The sequence below is a fragment of the Actinomadura sp. 9N215 genome, assembly GCF_044326345.1.
Lineage (GTDB): Bacteria > Actinomycetota > Actinomycetes > Streptosporangiales > Streptosporangiaceae > Spirillospora.
Genome location: NZ_JBIRBA010000019.1, coordinates 12,905 through 30,276 on the forward strand (window position 1 = coordinate 12,905; position 17,372 = coordinate 30,276).

18 protein-coding genes are annotated in these 17,372 nt (G+C 73.9%); 7 read left to right on the forward strand and 11 right to left on the reverse strand.

The annotated features are described in order from the left end of the window. Positions 1-89 precede the first annotated feature (89 nt). The 9 genes from trpA to ACH34T_RS28010 all read right to left on the reverse strand — a co-directional run bounded on the left by trpA (position 90) and on the right by ACH34T_RS28010 (position 6,605). Entirely contained in the window at positions 90-911 is an 822-nt protein-coding gene (trpA, locus tag ACH34T_RS27970) for a tryptophan synthase subunit alpha (protein ID WP_396023903.1), read from the reverse strand. Further along, positions 908-2,131, reverse strand: coding sequence for a tryptophan synthase subunit beta (trpB, locus tag ACH34T_RS27975; RefSeq protein WP_396023904.1), 1,224 nt, complete (start codon positions 2,129-2,131; stop codon positions 908-910). Before trpB ends, trpA begins: the two co-directional genes overlap by 4 nt. A gap of 112 nt (positions 2,132-2,243) precedes the next feature. Next, entirely contained in the window at positions 2,244-3,050 is an 807-nt protein-coding gene (gene trpC, locus ACH34T_RS27980) for an indole-3-glycerol phosphate synthase TrpC (protein ID WP_396023905.1), read from the reverse strand. A 110-nt stretch (positions 3,051-3,160) separates the two neighbouring features. Continuing rightward, complete coding sequence (locus ACH34T_RS27985; protein WP_396023906.1) at positions 3,161-3,580, reverse strand: DUF2752 domain-containing protein; 420 nt, start codon at positions 3,578-3,580, stop codon at positions 3,161-3,163. Between the two features lie 31 nt (positions 3,581-3,611). Next, positions 3,612-4,277, reverse strand: a complete 666-nt coding sequence (locus tag ACH34T_RS27990) for a response regulator transcription factor (protein WP_396023907.1) — start codon at positions 4,275-4,277, stop codon at positions 3,612-3,614. Then, positions 4,274-4,894, reverse strand: coding sequence for a Trp biosynthesis-associated membrane protein (locus ACH34T_RS27995; RefSeq protein WP_396023908.1), 621 nt, complete (start codon positions 4,892-4,894; stop codon positions 4,274-4,276). Before ACH34T_RS27995 ends, ACH34T_RS27990 begins: the two co-directional genes overlap by 4 nt. A 25-nt stretch (positions 4,895-4,919) precedes the next feature. Beyond that, on the reverse strand, positions 4,920-5,303 hold the full coding sequence (gene hisI, locus ACH34T_RS28000; RefSeq protein WP_396023909.1) for a phosphoribosyl-AMP cyclohydrolase: 384 nt from the start codon (positions 5,301-5,303) through the stop codon (positions 4,920-4,922). A gap of 173 nt (positions 5,304-5,476) precedes the next feature. Beyond that, a complete protein-coding gene (locus tag ACH34T_RS28005; protein ID WP_026405868.1) occupies positions 5,477-5,683 on the reverse strand; it encodes a cold-shock protein in 207 nt (68 codons plus the stop codon). A 247-nt stretch (positions 5,684-5,930) separates the two neighbouring features. After that, positions 5,931-6,605, reverse strand: coding sequence for a TIGR03085 family metal-binding protein (locus ACH34T_RS28010; protein ID WP_396023910.1), 675 nt, complete (start codon positions 6,603-6,605; stop codon positions 5,931-5,933). A gap of 188 nt (positions 6,606-6,793) precedes the next feature. On the opposite strand from ACH34T_RS28010, the gene ACH34T_RS28015 reads away from it, so the two are divergent. The 4 genes from ACH34T_RS28015 to ACH34T_RS28030 all read left to right on the forward strand — a co-directional run bounded on the left by ACH34T_RS28015 (position 6,794) and on the right by ACH34T_RS28030 (position 12,332). Continuing rightward, positions 6,794-8,644: an ABC transporter ATP-binding protein gene (locus ACH34T_RS28015; RefSeq protein WP_396023911.1), complete on the forward strand. Its 1,851-nt coding sequence runs from the start codon at positions 6,794-6,796 to the stop codon at positions 8,642-8,644. Next, positions 8,641-10,440, forward strand: a complete 1,800-nt coding sequence (locus ACH34T_RS28020) for an ABC transporter ATP-binding protein (protein ID WP_396023912.1) — start codon at positions 8,641-8,643, stop codon at positions 10,438-10,440. Before ACH34T_RS28015 ends, ACH34T_RS28020 begins: the two co-directional genes overlap by 4 nt. A 95-nt stretch (positions 10,441-10,535) precedes the next feature. Next, the gene (locus ACH34T_RS28025; protein ID WP_396023913.1) at positions 10,536-11,792 is read left to right on the forward strand and encodes a hypothetical protein; all 1,257 of its coding nucleotides are present in this window, start codon (positions 10,536-10,538) and stop codon (positions 11,790-11,792) included. Between the two features lie 78 nt (positions 11,793-11,870). Next, entirely contained in the window at positions 11,871-12,332 is a 462-nt protein-coding gene (locus tag ACH34T_RS28030; RefSeq protein ID WP_396023914.1) for a hypothetical protein, read from the forward strand. A gap of 80 nt (positions 12,333-12,412) precedes the next feature. On the opposite strand, the gene ACH34T_RS28035 is transcribed toward ACH34T_RS28030, so the two are convergent. After that, entirely contained in the window at positions 12,413-13,117 is a 705-nt protein-coding gene (locus ACH34T_RS28035) for a hypothetical protein (protein WP_396023915.1), read from the reverse strand. Between the two features lie 126 nt (positions 13,118-13,243). Here ACH34T_RS28035 and ACH34T_RS28040 point away from each other — a divergent pair, with 126 nt between their 5' ends. Continuing rightward, positions 13,244-13,591: a hypothetical protein gene (locus ACH34T_RS28040; protein ID WP_396023916.1), complete on the forward strand. Its 348-nt coding sequence runs from the start codon at positions 13,244-13,246 to the stop codon at positions 13,589-13,591. Positions 13,592-13,619: 28 nt separating this feature from the next. Continuing rightward, complete coding sequence (locus ACH34T_RS28045) at positions 13,620-14,798, forward strand: winged helix DNA-binding domain-containing protein (RefSeq protein WP_396023917.1); 1,179 nt, start codon at positions 13,620-13,622, stop codon at positions 14,796-14,798. 23 nt (positions 14,799-14,821) lie between these two features. On the opposite strand, the gene ACH34T_RS28050 is transcribed toward ACH34T_RS28045, so the two are convergent. After that, complete coding sequence (locus ACH34T_RS28050; RefSeq protein WP_396023918.1) at positions 14,822-15,478, reverse strand: hypothetical protein; 657 nt, start codon at positions 15,476-15,478, stop codon at positions 14,822-14,824. 175 nt (positions 15,479-15,653) lie between these two features. Here ACH34T_RS28050 and ACH34T_RS28055 point away from each other — a divergent pair, with 175 nt between their 5' ends. Beyond that, entirely contained in the window at positions 15,654-17,372 is a 1,719-nt protein-coding gene (locus tag ACH34T_RS28055) for a CocE/NonD family hydrolase (protein ID WP_396023919.1), read from the forward strand.

Consider the following 17,372-nt stretch of genomic DNA (forward strand, 5'->3'; position numbering starts at 1 on the left):
AGGCCGCGTCCGCGAGTTCCCGGACCCGCATCCCGTGGGGGACGCCCCAGGAATCGAGGGGCGTCCCACCGGGAATGTAGACCCTCTGGTCAGCGGGCGCGGACGCCCGCGGCCAGCTCCTCGGTGAGCGCGCGGACGCCGGCCAGCCCGGACGCGAGGTCGGGCGCGTCCAGCAGGCGGCGGACGAACGCCGACCCGACGATCACGCCGTCGGCGAACCCGGCGACCTCGGCGGCCTGCGCGCCGTCGCCGACGCCGAGCCCGAGCCCGACCGGCAGCGCCGTCCCCGCCTTGTCGATGATCGCGCGGGTCCGCTCCACCAGGCGCGGGGCGCCGGTGTCGACGGCCCTGCGGGCGCCCGTGACGCCCATCAGCGACGCCGCGTACACGAACCCGCGGGACGCCCCGGTGATCTTCTCGATGCGCTCGTCGGTGGAGCTGAGCGCGACGAGGAACACCCGGTCGAGGCCCTCCCCCTCGCCGTGCGCGTCGGACGCCGCCAGCCACGCGCCGCCCTCCTCAGGCGTGAGGTCCGGCGTGATCAGCCCGGAGCCGCCGGCGGAGGCGAGGTCGCGGGCGAACCGGTCGACGCCGTAGTGGTCGACGGGGTTCCAGTACGTCATGACGAGCGTGGGGACGCCGGTGGCGGCGACGGCCTCGACGGTCCGGAACACGTCGGCGACGCGGACGCCGCCGACCAGCGCCTGGTGCACGGCGTCCTGGATGGTGGGGCCGTCCATCATCGGGTCGGTGTAGGGCAGCCCGATCTCGATGACGTCGCAGCCCGCGTCGACCATCGTCTTCAGGGCGTCGACGGCGCCGTCGCGGGTGGGGAACCCGGCGGGCAGGTAGCCGACGAGCGCGGCGCGCCCCTCGGCCTTGGCCTTGTCGTAGGCGGCCTGGACGCTCACTGGCCTTCTCCCTCGGGCATCAGGCCGAAGAAGCCGGCGGCCGTGTGCATGTCCTTGTCGCCGCGTCCGGACAGGCACACGACGATCGTGGCGTCCGGGCCCAGTTCGGGACCGATCTTGAGCACGCCCGCGAGCGCGTGCGCGGACTCGATGGCCGGGATGATGCCCTCCGTGCGGCACAGCAGCGAGAACGCGTCCATCGCCTCCGCGTCGGTGATCTCGCTGTACTCGGCGCGGCCGGAGTCGCGCAGCCACGCGTGCTCGGGGCCGACGCCTGGATAGTCGAGGCCGGCGGAGATCGAGTGGGTCTCCAGGGTCTGGCCGTCGTCGTCCTGCAGCAGGTAGGTGCGCATGCCGTGGATGACGCCGAGCGAGCCGCCGACCAGCGTCGCGGCGTGCCTGCCGGTCGCGACGCCGTCGCCGCCCGCCTCGAACCCGAGCAGCCGGACGGACTCGTCCGGGACGAACGCGTGGAACACGCCGATCGCGTTGGAGCCGCCGCCGACGCAGGCGACGACCGCGTCCGGCAGCGAACCGGTCAGCTCCAGGCACTGCCGCCGCGCCTCGACCCCGATGATCCGCTGGAAGTCGCGGACCATCATCGGGAACGGGTGCGGGCCCATCACGGAGCCGATGCAGTAGTGGGTGTCCTCGACACTGGCGACCCAGTCGCGAAACGCCTCGTTGCAGGCGTCCTTGAGGGTGCGGCTGCCGGTCGTCACCGGGACGACCTCGGCGCCGAGCATCCGCATCCGCGCGACGTTGAGCGCCTGCCGCTCGGTGTCGACCTCGCCCATGTAGACGGTGCAGTCCAGGCCGAGCAGCGCCGCCGCCGTGGCGGTCGCGACGCCGTGCTGGCCCGCGCCCGTCTCGGCGATCACGCGGGTCTTGCCCATCCGCCGGGTCAGCAGCGCCTGCCCCAGCACATTGTTGATCTTGTGGGAGCCGGTGTGGTTGAGGTCCTCGCGCTTGAGGAGCACGCGGGCGCCCGCGCGCTCGGAGAAGCGCTTCGCCTCGGTCAGCAGGCTGGGACGGCCCGCGTAGTTCGCGAGCAGGTCGTCCAGTTCGGCGGTGAAGGCGGGGTCGTGCTCGGCGGTCTCGAACTCGCGGGTCAGCTCGTCCAGCGCCGCCATCAGCGCCTCGGGGGCGAACCGGCCGCCGAACGATCCGAAGTGGCCCGTCAGGTCGGGCACGGCACCGCGCGCGGTGTCGATGGTCATGGGAAACGCGTCCTGTCGTAGGAGAAGGGGCTTGTCACTGAGTCAGAGAGTGAAGCCCTGCCATCGCTCCCGGAGCGGTTCGACCTGCATGCCCACAACCCTATCCAGTCTCTCAGCCGCTCTGCCGCAGCGCGGGGTGGGCGCCCGCGGCGACGAGGTCGGCGACCGCGGTGCGCGGGTCCTTGCCGATCACCAGGCTCTCCCCGACCAGCACCGCGTCCGCGCCGCTTGAGGCGTAGGCGAGCAGGTCGTGCGGGCCCCGCACGCCCGACTCGGCGATCTTCACGACGTCCTTGGGGAGGTGCGGCGCGACCCGGGCGAACACGCCGCGGTCGACCTGCAGCGTCTTCAGGTCGCGCGCGTTCACGCCGACGACCTTGGCGCCCGCGTCGACGGCGCGGACGGCCTCCTCCTCGGTGTGCGCCTCCACCAGCGGGACCAGCCCGATCGACTCGGCCCGCTCGACCAGCGACACCAGCGCGTCCTGCGCCAGCGCGGCGACGATGAGCAGCGCCATGTCGGCGCCGTGCGCCCGCGCCTCCCACAGCTGGTAGGACGAGACGATGAAGTCCTTGCGCAGGACGCAGACGTCGACGTTCGCGCGGACGGCGGCGAGGTCGTCCAGGCTGCCGCCGAACCGGCGCCGCTCGGTCAGCACGCTGATCACCTTCGCGCCGCCGGACTCGTAGTCGCGGGCGAGGGCGGCGGGGTCGGCGATCGCGGCGAGCGCCCCCTTGGACGGGCTGCTGCGCTTGACCTCGGCGATCACCGAGACGCCCGGCCCGCGGAGCGCGGCGAGCGCGTCCCGCGCGGCGGGGGCGGCCGCCGCCTTCTCCTTCAGGGCGTCGAGCGGGACCTCACGCTGCCTTTCGGCGAGATCGGCCCGGACGCCCTCAACGATCTCGTCCAAAACGCTCAAGGTCGCAGGCCCCCCTATTTCAGGTCGTTCCGTGCACCGATCGTAGCCGCCCCCTGGAACGGTCTCCGCATCCGGGACCCCTCCGGCGGCTCCGTCGCCCGGGGCGCCGCTCAGGGCGCCAGCGCCTGCGCGAACGGCAGGTTGCGGACGACCCAGTACACGGCGAGGACGCCGACGAACGAGTACGCCACCACCGGCCTGAACAGCGCCGACCGCATCGGCATCCCCCGCGCGCCCAGCACCGTCCACCGGACGAACATGTACCCGAACACCGGCAGCAGGACGAACATCAGCGGGTTGAGCCCGAACGCCGTCCCCACGTCCCCGTGCGTGAGCGCATGGACGGACCGCATCATCCCGCACCCCGGACAGTAGTACCCGGTCATGGCCAGAAACGGGCAGCCCGGATAGTGCCCCGCCTCGTTCGGGTCCCGGAACGCGACCATCAGCGCGCCCGCGACGACCCCGCTGAGCACGAGCCCCTGCGGCAGCAGCGTCCGCCTGGCCGACGGCGATGACACGCGAGTCACACCGTCCACCCTAGGAGCCCCCGCGGCGAGATCACCGGTCGAGGACGTAGCCGACGCCGCGCACGGTCCTGATCGGGTTGCCTTCGCCCAGCTTGGCGCGGAGCTGGGCGACGTGGACGTCCACGGTGCGGCTTCCGGCGCCGGCCCCCGGGCCCCAGGCGGCGTCGAGGAGCTGCTCGCGGGTGAAGACGCGGCCGGGGTTGGCCATGAGGAATTCGAGGAGGTCGAACTCGGTGACGGTGAGGGTGACGCGGCGGTCGGCGATGACGGCGGTGCGGCCCGCGGGGTCGAGGGCGACGGCGCCCGCGCGGAGCGGGCCCGGCGTCTCGGCGGGCCCGCCGCTGCGGAGCGCGTCGGCGACGGCGCCGACGAGGACGCGGGGGCTGAAGGGCCGGTCGACGTGGTGGTCGCCGAGGGTGCGGGCGACGGCGGGGTCCAGCGGTCCGGTCACGGCGATCACGGGCGCGGGCCGCGCGGCCTCGGCGACGCGCCGGTACAGGTCGGCGGGCAGCGCCGAGACGGACAGGTCGAGGACGACGACGTCGGGCCGCCCGCGCTCGGCGGCGGCGGGCGCCCGGCCGGGATCGGCCTCGATCTCGACGTCGAAGCCCTCGCGGGCGAGGTAGCGGCGCTCCAGTTCGGCGACGGCGGGGTCGTGCTCGACGACGAGGACGACCCCGAGGCCGTCGGTGTTCACGGGCGTCCGTTCTTCTGGGCGGTGGGGTCCTCGCCGCGGTCGAGGGACTTCCACATGGCGGACGGATCGTCGTCGGCGGGCCCGACCCCGGCGGGCCCGGCGTCGGCCTCGGCGGCGGGCTTCCGCGGGGTCGCGCGCTCGTAGCGCGCGGACATGGCGGGCCAGCGCGCGCCGCGCACCGCCGTGACGGCGCCGGCGGCGACGAGCAGGACTCCGCCGGCGACGGAGACCGTCCACCAGAGGTTGACGTCCACGGCGGGGTCGGCGCCGAGTTTCAGCAGGGCGCTCTTGTCGCCCGCGGCGGACAGCACGTTGGAGCGTTGCACGGCGGCGGCCGAGGCGTAGACGATGCCGGCGCCGAACAGCGCGATGAGGACGCCGACGCCCGCGCGCACACGGCCGCCGGCGGCGAAGATCGCGGCGAGGCCCGCGAGGCCGGCCCAGCCGAGCGCGCCGGAGGCGCCGCCGAGGTCGCCGCCGGTCAGGGTCTGGCTGAACGGGGTGATGGCGTCCTCGGCCTCGACGGCGGCCCAGGTGCGGCCGGCGGCGAGCAGGACGAGACCGGCCCCGGCGGCGCACAGCAGCGCCGCCAGCCCGCGTTCGCGCCCGGGGGTCATCGGCCCTGCTTCTTCGCCGGCCCGGTCACGGGGCGGGGTCGGGTCGCTCGCCGACGGCGGCGTCCAGGACGTCGGCGTCCCAGCAGGTGCGGTCGCCGGTGTGGCAGGCGGCGCCGACCTGGTCGACCTTCACCAGGATCGCGTCGGCGTCGCAGTCCAGCGCGACCGACTTGACCCACTGCTGGTGGCCGGAGCTCTCGCCCTTCACCCAGTACTCCTGGCGGCTGCGGGACCAGTAGGTGCAGCGGCCGGTGGTGAGGGTGCGGTGCAGGGCCTCGTCGTCCATCCAGCCGAGCATGAGCACCTCGCCGGTGTCGTACTGCTGGGCGATGGCGGGCACGAGCCCGTTGGGGTCGCGCTTGAGCCGGTCAGCGATCTTGGGGTCCAGATTGGACGGTCGAACGGACATGGTGTCCATTGTGCCGCGTGCCGTCCGCCGCACTCGACACGGCCCCGGCGACGGTCTCAACCACGGTCTCGGTCACGGCGACGACGACGGCGACGGTCTCGGAACTGCCCCGGCACACGAAAGGACCCGCCTCCTGCTGAAGAAAGACGGGCCCTGACGTACGACTACGGGCTTTACAGGGGGACGACCTGGTCGGCCTGCGGACCCCGGTTACCCTGCGTCACCTCGAACTGGACGCGCTGGTTCTCGTCCAAAGTGCGGTACCCGGAGGTCTGGATAGCCGAGTAGTGCACGAAGACGTCCGGTCCGCCGCCGTCCACGGCGATGAATCCGAAGCCCTTCTCGGCGTTGAACCACTTCACGGTGCCCTGCTGGGGCATGTCTTTCTCCTTGCGGCAAAACCTGGGCCCACACCTCGCGGGCCCGTGCGGTCGCTGCGGAACGCTCTCGCCCCCGGTACGGTCCCGGAAAAGCCAAAACGCCCGCTGCCATCAGTCCGCGGGCGTCTGAACGATCGAGAACCACGACTGCAACCGACCGGACCACCGTATCACCGCTTCCGCGTAAAGCGGAGGAGCCGCAAGGCTCGCGATTCACCTCTCCGCGAACCATGCCGTTACCTGGCCGTTAAAGACTCCAACCGGTCTCGGTCAGGGTCTTGACAGCGTCCGTCGCCCCGGTGAGGCGGACGTTCGCGACGTCCCCGCGGCCCAGTGCCCACAGGACGAGTTCGCCGACCGGGCCGTGGACGCGGACGGCGCCGCGACCCCGTCCTGATGCGCGGACGCTCCGTCCGTCCGGCTGGACGAGCGTTACCCGAACATGAACTTTCCTTAGGACAAAGCGGGCAATTCTTATCCGTCGCCAGAGCAGTTCCTCTAGTTCCGGGGAGATCTCCCGCGGCTCCCAGTCAGGACGCGCGCGGCGGATGTCCTCATGGTGAACAAAGAACTCGACGCCGTTCGCGATTTTGTCCACGCCGGGAAGCGCGTACGGCGAGAACTTCGGCGGTCCCGACCGAAACCGTTCTACCAGACGGTCGAACGGAACGGTCCGCGCCGTACGGCGCCGCACGCGCTCGGAGTAGAAGGACAGCGGGGGCAGAAGTATTCCCGGTGCGGCGTCGGGACGCCCTTCCCGGACGATCAGATGCGCGGCGAGATCCCGCGCGTTCCAGCCGGCGCACTTGGTGGCCGCGTCCGGTCCGGCCTCGGCGAGGGCGTCGGCCAGCGCCCGCCGCTCGCGCCGGACGGGTTCGTCCTGCCGCTCGCGCCGGACGGGCCCGTCCTCCGGGGTGCTCATCGCCTGATCGTAGGCCGCGGCGGACGGGCCGGGAATAAGCGCGGGTGGCAAATGGTAGGCAATATCCAGGCCCGCAAACCCCCACAACCCCGTTCGCAGGGGGACATTTCCCGGGCGCCAGCCGTGATCGAGGAGTCGCCGTGCCACCTGCGTCCAGACGGGTCAGCCCGCATGTCCTCCGGGAGGGGATGGCCGTTCTGTGGGTCGCGGTGCGGGCCGAGCCCCGGGTCTTCGCGCTGTCGGTCCTCGCCAGCGCGCTGTACGCGGCGATGACCGTGGCGACCGCGACGGTGCTCGGCTGGGCGACCGAGGAGGTCGTGCTGCCGGCGTTCGAGTCGGGGGACACGACGGCCGGGTCGCTGGCCGGGGCGGCCGTGCTGATCGTCGGGGTCGCGCTGCTGAAGGCGGTCGGCGTGGCGGGACGCCGGTTCTACGCGGGCCTGATGCAGTACCGCCTGCAGGCCGAGTACCGGCGTGCGGTGACGCGGCAGTACCTGCGGCTGCCGCTGGCGTGGCACCACCGGCATCCGACGGGGCAGCTGCTGTCGAACGCCAACGCGGACGTGGAGGCGGTGTGGGCGCCGATCGCGCCGCTGCCGATGGCGGTCGGCGTGGTGTTCATGCTGCTGATCGCCGCGGTGTCGATCATGGTCACGGATCTGGTCGTGGCCGGGGTCGGGTTCCTGGTGTTCCCCGCGATCGCGCTGATCAACGTCGTGTACCAGCGGCGGCTGTCGCCGGTGGCGACCCGCGCCCAGCAGCTGCGCGCGGAGGTCAGCGAGGTCGCGCACGAGAGCTTCGAGGGCGGCCTGGTCGTCAAGACCCTCGGCCGCGAGGAGGCCGAGACGGAGCGGTTCGCCGGGCGGGCGGAGGCGCTGCGGGACGCGAACGTCGCGGTCGGCCGGATCCGCGGGCTGTTCGACCCGGTGCTGGAGGCGCTGCCGAACCTGGGCGTGCTCGCCGTCCTGCTGATCGGGTCGCTGCGGCTGGAGTCGGGGGCGATGTCGCCGGGCGACCTGGTGAACGTCGCGTACCTGTTCACGCTGCTGTCGTGGCCGATCAGGGCGCTGGGCTGGGTGCTGGGCGAGGTGCCGCGCAGCGTCGTCGGCTGGGAGCGGGTCCGGAGCGTCCTGGACGCGACGGGCTCCCTGCCGTTCGGGGACGGCTCCCTGGACGGGGCGGGGAAGGCGACGTCGCTGGAGGTCAGGGACGTCCGGTTCGCCTACGAGTCCGCGGCGGGGGACGGCGACGCGGCGGGACGGCCCGTCCTGCACGACGTGTCGTTCGCCGCGTCCCCCGGCCGGACGATCGCGGTCGTCGGCCCGACGGGCTCCGGCAAGTCGACGCTCACCTCGCTGCTCGTCCGGCTGGTCGACCCGGCAGGCGGGGCGGTGCTCCTGGACGGCGTCGACCTGCGCGACGTCCGGCGGGGCGGGGTCGCCGAGACGGCCGCGCTCGTCCCGCAGCAGACGTTCCTGTTCGACGACACCGTCCGCGGGAACGTGACGCTCGGCCTGGACGTCCCCGACGAGCGGGTCTGGGAGGCGCTCCGGCTGGCGCAGGCCGAGGGGTTCGTCGCGGCGCTCTCCGGCGGGCTCGACACGCGGGTCGGGGAGCGGGGGGCGACGCTGTCGGGCGGGCAGCGGCAGCGGCTGGCGCTCGCGCGGGCGCTGGTCAGGCGGCCCCGGCTGCTCGTCCTGGACGACGCGACGTCCAGCGTCGACCCGCAGGTGGAGGCCCGCATCCTGCGAAGCCTCCGGGACGCGCAGTCCGCGGCGGCGGGCGGCGCGACCGTCGTGGTCGTCGCCTACCGCAAGGCGACGATCGCGCTGGCCGACGAGGTCGTCTACCTGGAGCACGGCCGCGTCACCGCCCGCGGCTCCCACGCGGACCTGCTGGAGCGGTCCGAGGGCTACCGCAACCTCGTCACCGCCTACGAGCGGGCCGAGGCCGAACGGGCGGAGGCGGAACAGGCCGACGCGGAACAGGCGGACGCGGAACGGACGGCGGTCGAAGGCGGAGAGGAGGCCCTGACATGACGGTTGCCAGTGGGACGGGGCTCAGCGAGACCGCGACGACGGAAGGCGCCCTGAGCACGCTCAAGCGGGGCGTCCTGCTGAGCCCGGAGTTCAGCGCGGGGCTGGCCGGGACGCTGATCCTCGCGCTGCTGTCCACGGCCGGACGCGTGGTGGTGCCGATCGCCGTCCAGCAGACGATCGACAAGGGCCTCGGCGGCGACGGCGGCGGCCCCGACATCGGGTTCGTCCGGACGGCGGTGGCGCTGTGCGCGGTGGCCGTGCTGGTGACGGCCGTGTGCGCGTACCTGATGAACGTCCGGCTGTACAAGACGTCCGAGGGCGGCCTGGCGGGGCTGCGGATCAAGGCGTTCCGGCACGTGCACGACCTGTCGATGCTGACCCAGAGCGGCGAGAAGCGCGGCGCGCTGGTGTCGCGGGTGACCGGCGACGTCGACCAGATCAGCCAGTTCATGCAGTCGGGCGGGCTGATGTTCATCGTGTCGATCGGGCAGCTGGTCGTCGCGAGCGTGCTGATGCTCGTCTACTCGTGGCAGCTGGCCCTGCTGGTGTGGCTGGCGTTCCTGCCGCTGGCGTGGGCGCTGCGGCACTTCCAGCGGATCCTGTCCGCGGCGTACATGGGGGTGCGGGAGAAGATGGGCGACCTGCTGGCCGCGGTCAGCGAGTCCGTCGTCGGAGCCCCGGTGATCCGCGCGTACGCGTCCGAGGACCGAACCGGACGGCGCGTGAACGAGACCGTCGACGCCCACCGCGACGCGCAGACCGGCGCCCAGGCCATGGTCGCGCTGACCTTCCCGGTCAGCGAGCTGGTCGCCGCCGTCGCGACCGCCGCCGTCGTCATCGCCGGGACGCTCCTCGGCATCGGCGGGCACCTGTCGGCCGGTGAGCTCATCGCGTTCCTGTTCCTGGTCACGCTGTTCGTCAGCCCGATGCAGACCGCCACCGAGGTGTTCAACCAGGCCCAGAACGCGATCGCGGGCTGGCGGCGGGTGCTGAGCGTGCTGGACACCGTCCCCGACGTGGCCGACCCCGGCGACGGCGGCGAGACGCTGCCGCGCGGGCCGATCGAGGTGCGGTTCGAGTCCGTCGGGTTCGCCTACCCGGGCGGGCCGCCCGTCCTGCACGACGTGACCGTGGACATCGCGCCGCGCAGCCGCGTCGCGGTCGTCGGCGAGACCGGCTCGGGCAAGACGACGTTCGCCAAGCTCCTCACCCGGCTCATGGACCCGGCGTCCGGACGGGTCCTCGTGGACGGCGTGCCGCTCGACCGGATCCGGTTCTCGTCGCTGCGCGAGCGGATCGTCATGGTGCCGCAGGACGGTTTCCTGTTCGACGCGTCCCTGGCGGACAACGTCCGGTACGGCCGGCCGGACGCGTCCGACGCCGACCTCGTCCTCGCCCTGACCGAGCTGGGCCTCGCCGACTGGCTCGACGGGCTCCCCGGCGGCCTGGGCACGCCCGTCGGGCAGCGCGGCGAGTCGCTGTCGGCGGGCGAGCGGCAGCTCGTCGCCCTGGCCCGCGCCTACATCGCCGACCCGGACCTCCTCGTCCTGGACGAGGCCACGTCCGCCGTCGACCCGGCCACGGAGGTCCGCATCCAGCGCGCCCTGGACGGCGTGACCCGGGGCCGCACCGCGATCTCCATCGCACACCGGCTCTCCACCGCCGAGGCCGCAGACGAGGTCATCGTGTTCGACGCGGGACGCATCGTCCAACGCGGCCCACACGCCGAACTCGTCGCCGAGGAAGGCGTCTACGCCGACCTGCACTCGTCCTGGATCAGCCAGCGAACCCTGTGACCGAACGGGCCCGCGACACGGAAAGAAGGCGCTCCGCTGCGAAGACAGCCCTAAAGCACTTGCCCGTTATCTGGTCTCGTGCGCATTCTGGCGTGGTGAGTAACGAGGTCGTGTTGGAATCGGCGAGCACGCTGCACGGTCAGTTGCAGCGGGGGCTCGGGAGGGCCGCGCGGCGCGCGGCGGACAGGCCGGGCGCGGGCGAGTACGTCTACGACTGCATCCGGCGGGATCCGCGGTGGGACCGCCAGTGCGAGTCACGGCGGCTGTATTACGCCCGGTTGATGGTCGATCTGGAGATGCCGACGGGGCCCGTGGCGGCGCATCTGTTCGACCCGTCCGACCAGGCCGACGCCGACGAATGGCGGGTCGACCTGGCGCTGGGCGTCCTCGCCGACCTGGTGCGGCTGAGCCGGCGGGAGGCCGCGGCGCCGCTGCGGCGGTACGCCGAGGAGGGCGCGCAGTGGTTCGACGCCGTCGAGGAGCTGATCGATCTTGAGGACCCCGCGCTGACCGTGGGTTTGGACGAGCTGGTCGCCGCCCGCTGCGACGAGTCGGATCTGGCGCTGCTGATCCCGGCGCACCACAACCCGGTGATCGAGTCGTGGGCGGCGCGGCAGCCGCGGATAGCCGAGGCGCTGGCGCGCCAGCGGGAGGCCGGACGGGCGGCGCGCCGGGCGATGGTCGCCGCGCCCGGACGGGACGCGCAGAGCGAGGCCGAGCTGCTGGACGTCGCGCGACGCCGCGGCGAAGGGGCCATCGGCGCGATCTTCGAGCTGGGCCGACGCCGGACGCTCGCGCTGCTCGACCTGGCCGAGGAGCTGCTGCCGCAGCGGCCCAGCAGGTACGGCGGGGCGGTGTGCCGGGCGCTGCGGGAGTACGGCCCCGAGACGCTGCCACGCGCGCGCGCGTGGGCGACGCAACGCGGCGGCTGCGAGGACATGGGGCTGAGCATCCTCGCCCGCTACGGCACCCGCCAGGACGTCCCGCTCCTCATGGACGAGCTGCACGTGGCCCTGGACCGGCGCGAGTGGCGCGCCGCCGCCAGCCCCATCGAAGGACTCGGACGCCTCCGCGCCGGCGAGGCCGTCCCGCTGCTGAAATCCGCTTGGACCGAGTCGACGTACGCGTTCCTGAGACCCAGAATCCTGACCGCGCTGACGAGGACGGCCCCGCACACCGCCGAGTCCTACACCGTCGAGGGGCTGTGGGACTGCGAGGAGGGCGTCCGGCTGGAGGCGGCGCAGTTCGCGCCGATCACCCGCGACACGGAGATCCGCCTGCAGCGGCTGCATCACGACACGTCCGAGGAGCCCGGCGTCCGGGCGGCCGCCGCGGCCCGTCTCGTGGCCTGAACCCGTCCGAATGAACCCCGCCGGGGCGGGGCGCGTATTCAACACCCGAATCGCGCATCTCACCCCGGAGGAAGAGCGATGGGTTCCCGACACCACCTGCGCCTGACGAAACACGCATTCCTGTGCGCCGCGGCGGTGGCGTTGCCGCTGGCCGCCGGCTGCTCCGCGAAATCGGACGCGGCCGGCGGCGAGGGCAAGGTCGCCGAACCGGCGAGCCTGGCGCAGCTCGCCCAGCAGACCAGCTGCTCGCTGACCGGCCAGCGGAAGGTGAAGGACCTGGAGCAGGGGAACTGCAAGACCTCCCAGGGGCGCTACGTCCTGCTCAGCTTCACCACCGACAACGGCATGAACGCCTGGCTGCGCGAGGCCAAGCCGTGGGGCGGCGTGTATCTGGTCGGGGCGCGCTGGGTGGTGGTGAGCCAGCAGCCGACCCTGGAGACGCTCCGCAAGGACCTTGGCGGCAAGATCGTCCACGGCGACAACCACGGCGGCGGCGGCGGGGCGAGCCACGGCACGACCCACGGAACGGGCCACGGCTGACCCGGCCGGGCCCGCGCCAGGCTGAGCCGGGCGAGGGCAAACACCGGCGGCCGGTCAGGGCCAGGGCGGGAACGGGCCCGTCAGGGCGTCCGGGCCTCGGTTCCGTGCTCGTCGGCGTCGTCCGCCGCTTCGTCCTCGCCGCGCACCAGCAGGACGCCCCAGCGTTCGAGCGCGGGGCCGACGCGCGCCAGGATCCGGCGCGCGGCCAGCCCGCGGCCGACCATGCCCGGGTGCAGCAGCCGATGGCCGGGACCGTCGACGATGACCCGGACGGCCGCGACCGGACGGCTCCCCGCCCGCGCCGCGACCACGGCGGACTCCATGTCCGCCGCCCGCGCGCCCTGCGCGGCCCAGATCGCCCGCTCCTTCCCGCGGACGACGTGGTCGGTGGTCACGAGCGGCCCGACCTGCACGCTCAGGCCGTCCCTGATGAGCTCCTCGGCGAGCAGGCGCGGCGCGGCGCACGGCACCGGGTCGGCGCACGGTCCCATCCCCTGGGGAGGGTCGGCCCCGCTCGCGCCCCGGGACGGCCCGGAGCCGCGGATCTCGTCGGCCACCAGGACGTCCCCGGGGCGCAGCCGCTCGTCGAGCGCGCCCCCGAAGCCGACGATCACGAGCGCGGCGCTGGCGGCCGGCAGCCGGTCGGCGCGGCGGGCCCGGTAGCCGACGACCACGACCGGCGTGCGGACGAGGCCGCGGCGGACCGCGCGGGCCTCCACGCCCAGCGCCGCGCACACCACGGGCCCCACCATCGGCCGCGACTCCCCCGCGTCGTCACTGGTCACCGGTCCAGCGAAACACGGCGGCGGCGGAAGATCCAGTCGCGTCACCGCGCGGTACTACATCGGCCGGCCGCGGATCCGCCTTCGGGATGGCGCAGCCATCGGGAGCGTGGCCCTAGACTCCCCGGCATGACCTCCTTTCCCGTTCGGCGGAAGCTGGCCGTCCTGCCGTTCGTCCTGCTGCCGCTCGGCGCCGTGGCCGCGTGCAGCGGCGAAGGCAACAACGCCACCACCGACTGCGGCGTGAACTCCTGCACGGTGACGTTCGACCGCGGCGTCGACGCGAACGCCTCCATCCTCGGCATCAAGGCCGAGCTGGTGAAGGTGCAGGGCCAGATGGTCACGCTCAAGATCGCGGGCCAGACGGTGACGGTGCCCGTCGGCGAGGGCGAGCAGGCCGAGGGGTTCGACGTCTCGGTCCAGTCCGTCACCAAGGACAAGGTCGTCGTCAAGATCTCCGGCGGCGGGGGCGGCTGATCCGGCCGGACGCGCTAGGCTTTCGCTCATGCGTTCGATGAACGTGGCGGAGCGCCGCGCCCGGCTCGGCGTCCGCCACCGCCTGTCCCCCGTCGCCAGGACCGACGACGTCGCCGGTATCGCGCGGTCGATGGTGGTACTGCACGCCACCGACCCGGCCACCGTGTACCTGTCGGTCGCGGCACGCAGCGTCGACGCGGTCCCCGGGGCGGTGGAGCGGGCCCTGTACGACGACCGCACGCTGCTGCGGATGCTCGCGATGCGCCGGACGATGTTCGTCGCGCCCGTCGAGCTCGTCCCGGTGCTGCAGGCGTCCACGGCGAACGCGCTGGCGGTCAAGCAGCGCGCCACCTATGCCCGCATCATCGAGCGGGGCAGCGACATCCCCGACGTGCCCGCCTGGTTCGCGGAGGTCGAGAAGGCCGCGCACGCGGCGCTGCTGGCGCGCGGGGAGGCGACGGGCGCGCAGCTCAGCGCCGACGAGCCCCGCCTGCGGACGCAGGTCGACCCGGCGCCCGGCAAGCCGTACTCCAGGCCCACGAACGTCACCACCTGGATCCTGGTCACGCTCGGCTGCGAGGGCCTCGTCGTCCGCGGCCGCCCGAACGGGTCGTGGATCAGCAGCCAGTACAGGTGGTCGCCGATCGAGGCGTGGCTGCCCGGCGGCATCGAGGCCGTCCCGGCCGGGCCGGCCCGCGCCGAGCTCGTCCGCCGCTGGCTGCGCGCGTTCGGCCCCGCCCCGGTCTCCGACCTCAAGTGGTGGACGGGCTGGAACGCCGGCGACGTCAAGAAGGCCCTCGCGCTCCTCGACGTCACCGAGGTCGACCTCGGTGACGGCGGCACCGGGCTCGCGCTGTCCGACGACCTGGAGCCCGAGCCCGCGCCCGACCCGTGGGCGGCGCTGCTGCCCGCCCTCGACCCGACGCCGATGGGCTGGCAGGAGCGCGGCTGGTTCCTCGGCGGCCACGGTCCGCGGCTGTTCGACCGGAACGGCAACATCGGCCCGTCCGTCTGGTGGGACGGCCGGATAGTCGGCGGCTGGGCCCAGCGCAAGGACGGCGAGATCGCCGTCCGCGTCCTGGAGGACGTCGGCGCCGACGCGCGGGCCGCGATCGAGCGGGAGGCCGCGCGGACGGCGGCCTGGTACGGCGACGTCCGCGCGACACCCCGGTTCCGCACCCCGCTGGAACGCGAACTGACGTCCTGACGCGGGTCCGGCACCGGGCGCGGTCAGTAGTCGTAGCGCGGCGGAGTGTCGACGGGCGGGGTGTCGACCGGCGGGGCGGCGACGGGGGCGGCCCTGCGTTTCGCGCCGCCGCGCCGGACGATGACGACCGTGAACACGATGGCCGCGGAACCCGTGAGGCCGGCCGCGACCAGGAGGGCGAGGCCCAGGTAGGCGTAGGCGGTGTCGTCCGGCGTCACCAGGATGGTCTCGTCGGTGCCGCGGCAGGTGAGCAGGGCCGTCCCGGAGACGGGCGCCTCGAACGAGGCGGTGTAGCGGTACGACGCGTGCTCGGACGCGCTCCACGAGTTCTTCCGCGTCAGCTGGATGGGCCCGGACCGGCCGTCCACCTCGACCGAGCACGCGAACGGCGACGGCCCGCCGGTGCGCACGTAGAGGAAGTAGCCGTACCCGCGCGACAGCTCGATCGTCACCCCGGCCGCGGGGTTCCCGGACGCGGACGGGCCGTCCGCGGCCTCCGAGTCGTCCCAGACGAACGCGACGACGATGGCGAACCCGATGGCCGCCACCAGTAACAGGACGACCGGCAGGGCGTACCAGCCGGCGGACGGCCTGATCGGCGGCGGCGGAGCAGGAGGACCCCACGAGGGCCCCGGCACCGGCCCGCCAGGCTGGCCCGGCCCCATGGGCGGCGGACCCATCGGCGGATTCGACCCGGGCCACATATGTCCCCCTATGGAGCCGGCGGTGCGGTACACAACGATTCCAGAGAACCCCGTACCCGCCAAGGGCGCCCGTCAGGACGCGGCGGCGACCGCGGTCGCGGGACCGGTTACCTTACTAGGGAGTAGCGAAATCGGCGGAGACGGAGGCGGCATGGCGCCCTGGGACCGACTGCCCACTCCGCCGATCAAGCTTCCCCGGCCCCGCGGGCTGGCCCCGTACACCGTCCGGCGCGACCTGCCGGTGCCCATGCCGGACGGCGTGACGCTGCTCGCCGACCGGTACGTCCCGTTCGGGGTCGAGCGCCCGCCCACGATCCTGGTGCGGACCCCGTACGGGCGGCGCGGCCCGGCGGCCCTGGCCAACGGGCTGCCGTTCGTCCCGTTCGGTTTCCAGCTGGTCGTGCAGAGCGTGCGCGGGACGTCCGGGTCCGGCGGCGAGTTCGACCCGCTCGGCCGGGAACGGGACGACGGGCTGGCGACCGTCGAGTGGCTGAAGCGGCAGCCCTGGTTCCACGGCACGTTCGGCGCGTTCGGGCCCAGCTACCTCGGCTACGCGGCGTGGGCGATCGCGGCGGCGGCGGGTCCCGAGCTGAAGGCGATGTCGCTGCAGATCACCGCGTCGTCGTTCCGGGACGCCGCCTACGTGGGCGGGTCGTTCGCGCTGGAGTCCGCGCTCACCTGGACGGACCTGACGCACCGGCAGCGGCGGCCCCTCGGCATGCTCACCGCGCCGCTGACGTCCCGGCGCCGCGCCGTCCGGGCCGCGCGGTCCGGCCGCCCCCTGTCGGAGCTGGACGTGCTCGCCGGCGGCCGGTCCATGCGCTTCTACCAGGACCTCCTCGCCAACCACACCGCCGCCGAGAACGGGTACTGGGACGACCGCGACTTCAGCGGCACCGTCGGGGACGTCGCCGCGCCCGTCACCCTCCTCGGCGGCTGGTACGACGTGTTCCTGCCCTGGCAGCTCAAGGACTACCTCGCGCTCCGCGCCGCCGGGCACACCCCGTACCTGACCATCGGGCCGTGGTGGCACACCGACGCCCGCCACGGCCTGGTGACGATCCGCGAGTCGCTCGCCTGGTTCCGCGCGCACCTGCTCGGCGACCCGTCCGGGCTGCGGCGCGACCCCGTCCGCGTCTACGTCACCGGCGCCGGCGAATGGCGGCACTACCGCGACTGGCCGCCGCCCGGGACGCGCCAGGCGGCATGGCGCCTGCACGCGGGCGGCGGCCTCGGCGAGGACGGCCCGCGGGACGCCCCCGCGAGCACGTACCGCTTCGACCCGGCCCGCCCGACGCCCGCGCTCGGCGGCCCGACCCTGCTCGGCAGCTCCCGCCCGGTCGACAACCGGCGGCTGGAGCGGCGTCCCGACGTCCTGGTGTTCACCTCCGCCGCCCTCGCCGCCGACCTGGACGTCGTCGGCCCGGTGGGCGCCGACCTGTTCGTCCGGTCCGACCGGGAGCACACGGACTTCGTCGTCCGGCTCTGCGACGTCGCGCCGGACGGGACGTCCCGCAACGTCTGCGAGGGCGGCCTGCGCCTGCCCGCCGCCGCGGCGAAGCCCGTCGGGACGGACGGCGTCCGCCGCATCGCCGTCGACCTGTGGCCGACCGGGCACCGGTTCCCGCGCGGGCACCGCGTCCGCGTCCACGTCACGAGCGGCGCGCACCCGAAGGTCGCCGCGAACCCCGGCACCGGCGAGCCCCTCGCCACCGCGACCCGGATGGTCACGGCCCACCAGGAGGTCTTCCACGACCCGGACCGTCCGTCCGCGATCATCCTCCCGATCGTGGAACGGTCCGCCGAGGCGACCGTCCCCGCCCCCGCCGAAGAGCCCGAGGAGCCCGAGGGGCCCGGGGAGAGCGCCTAG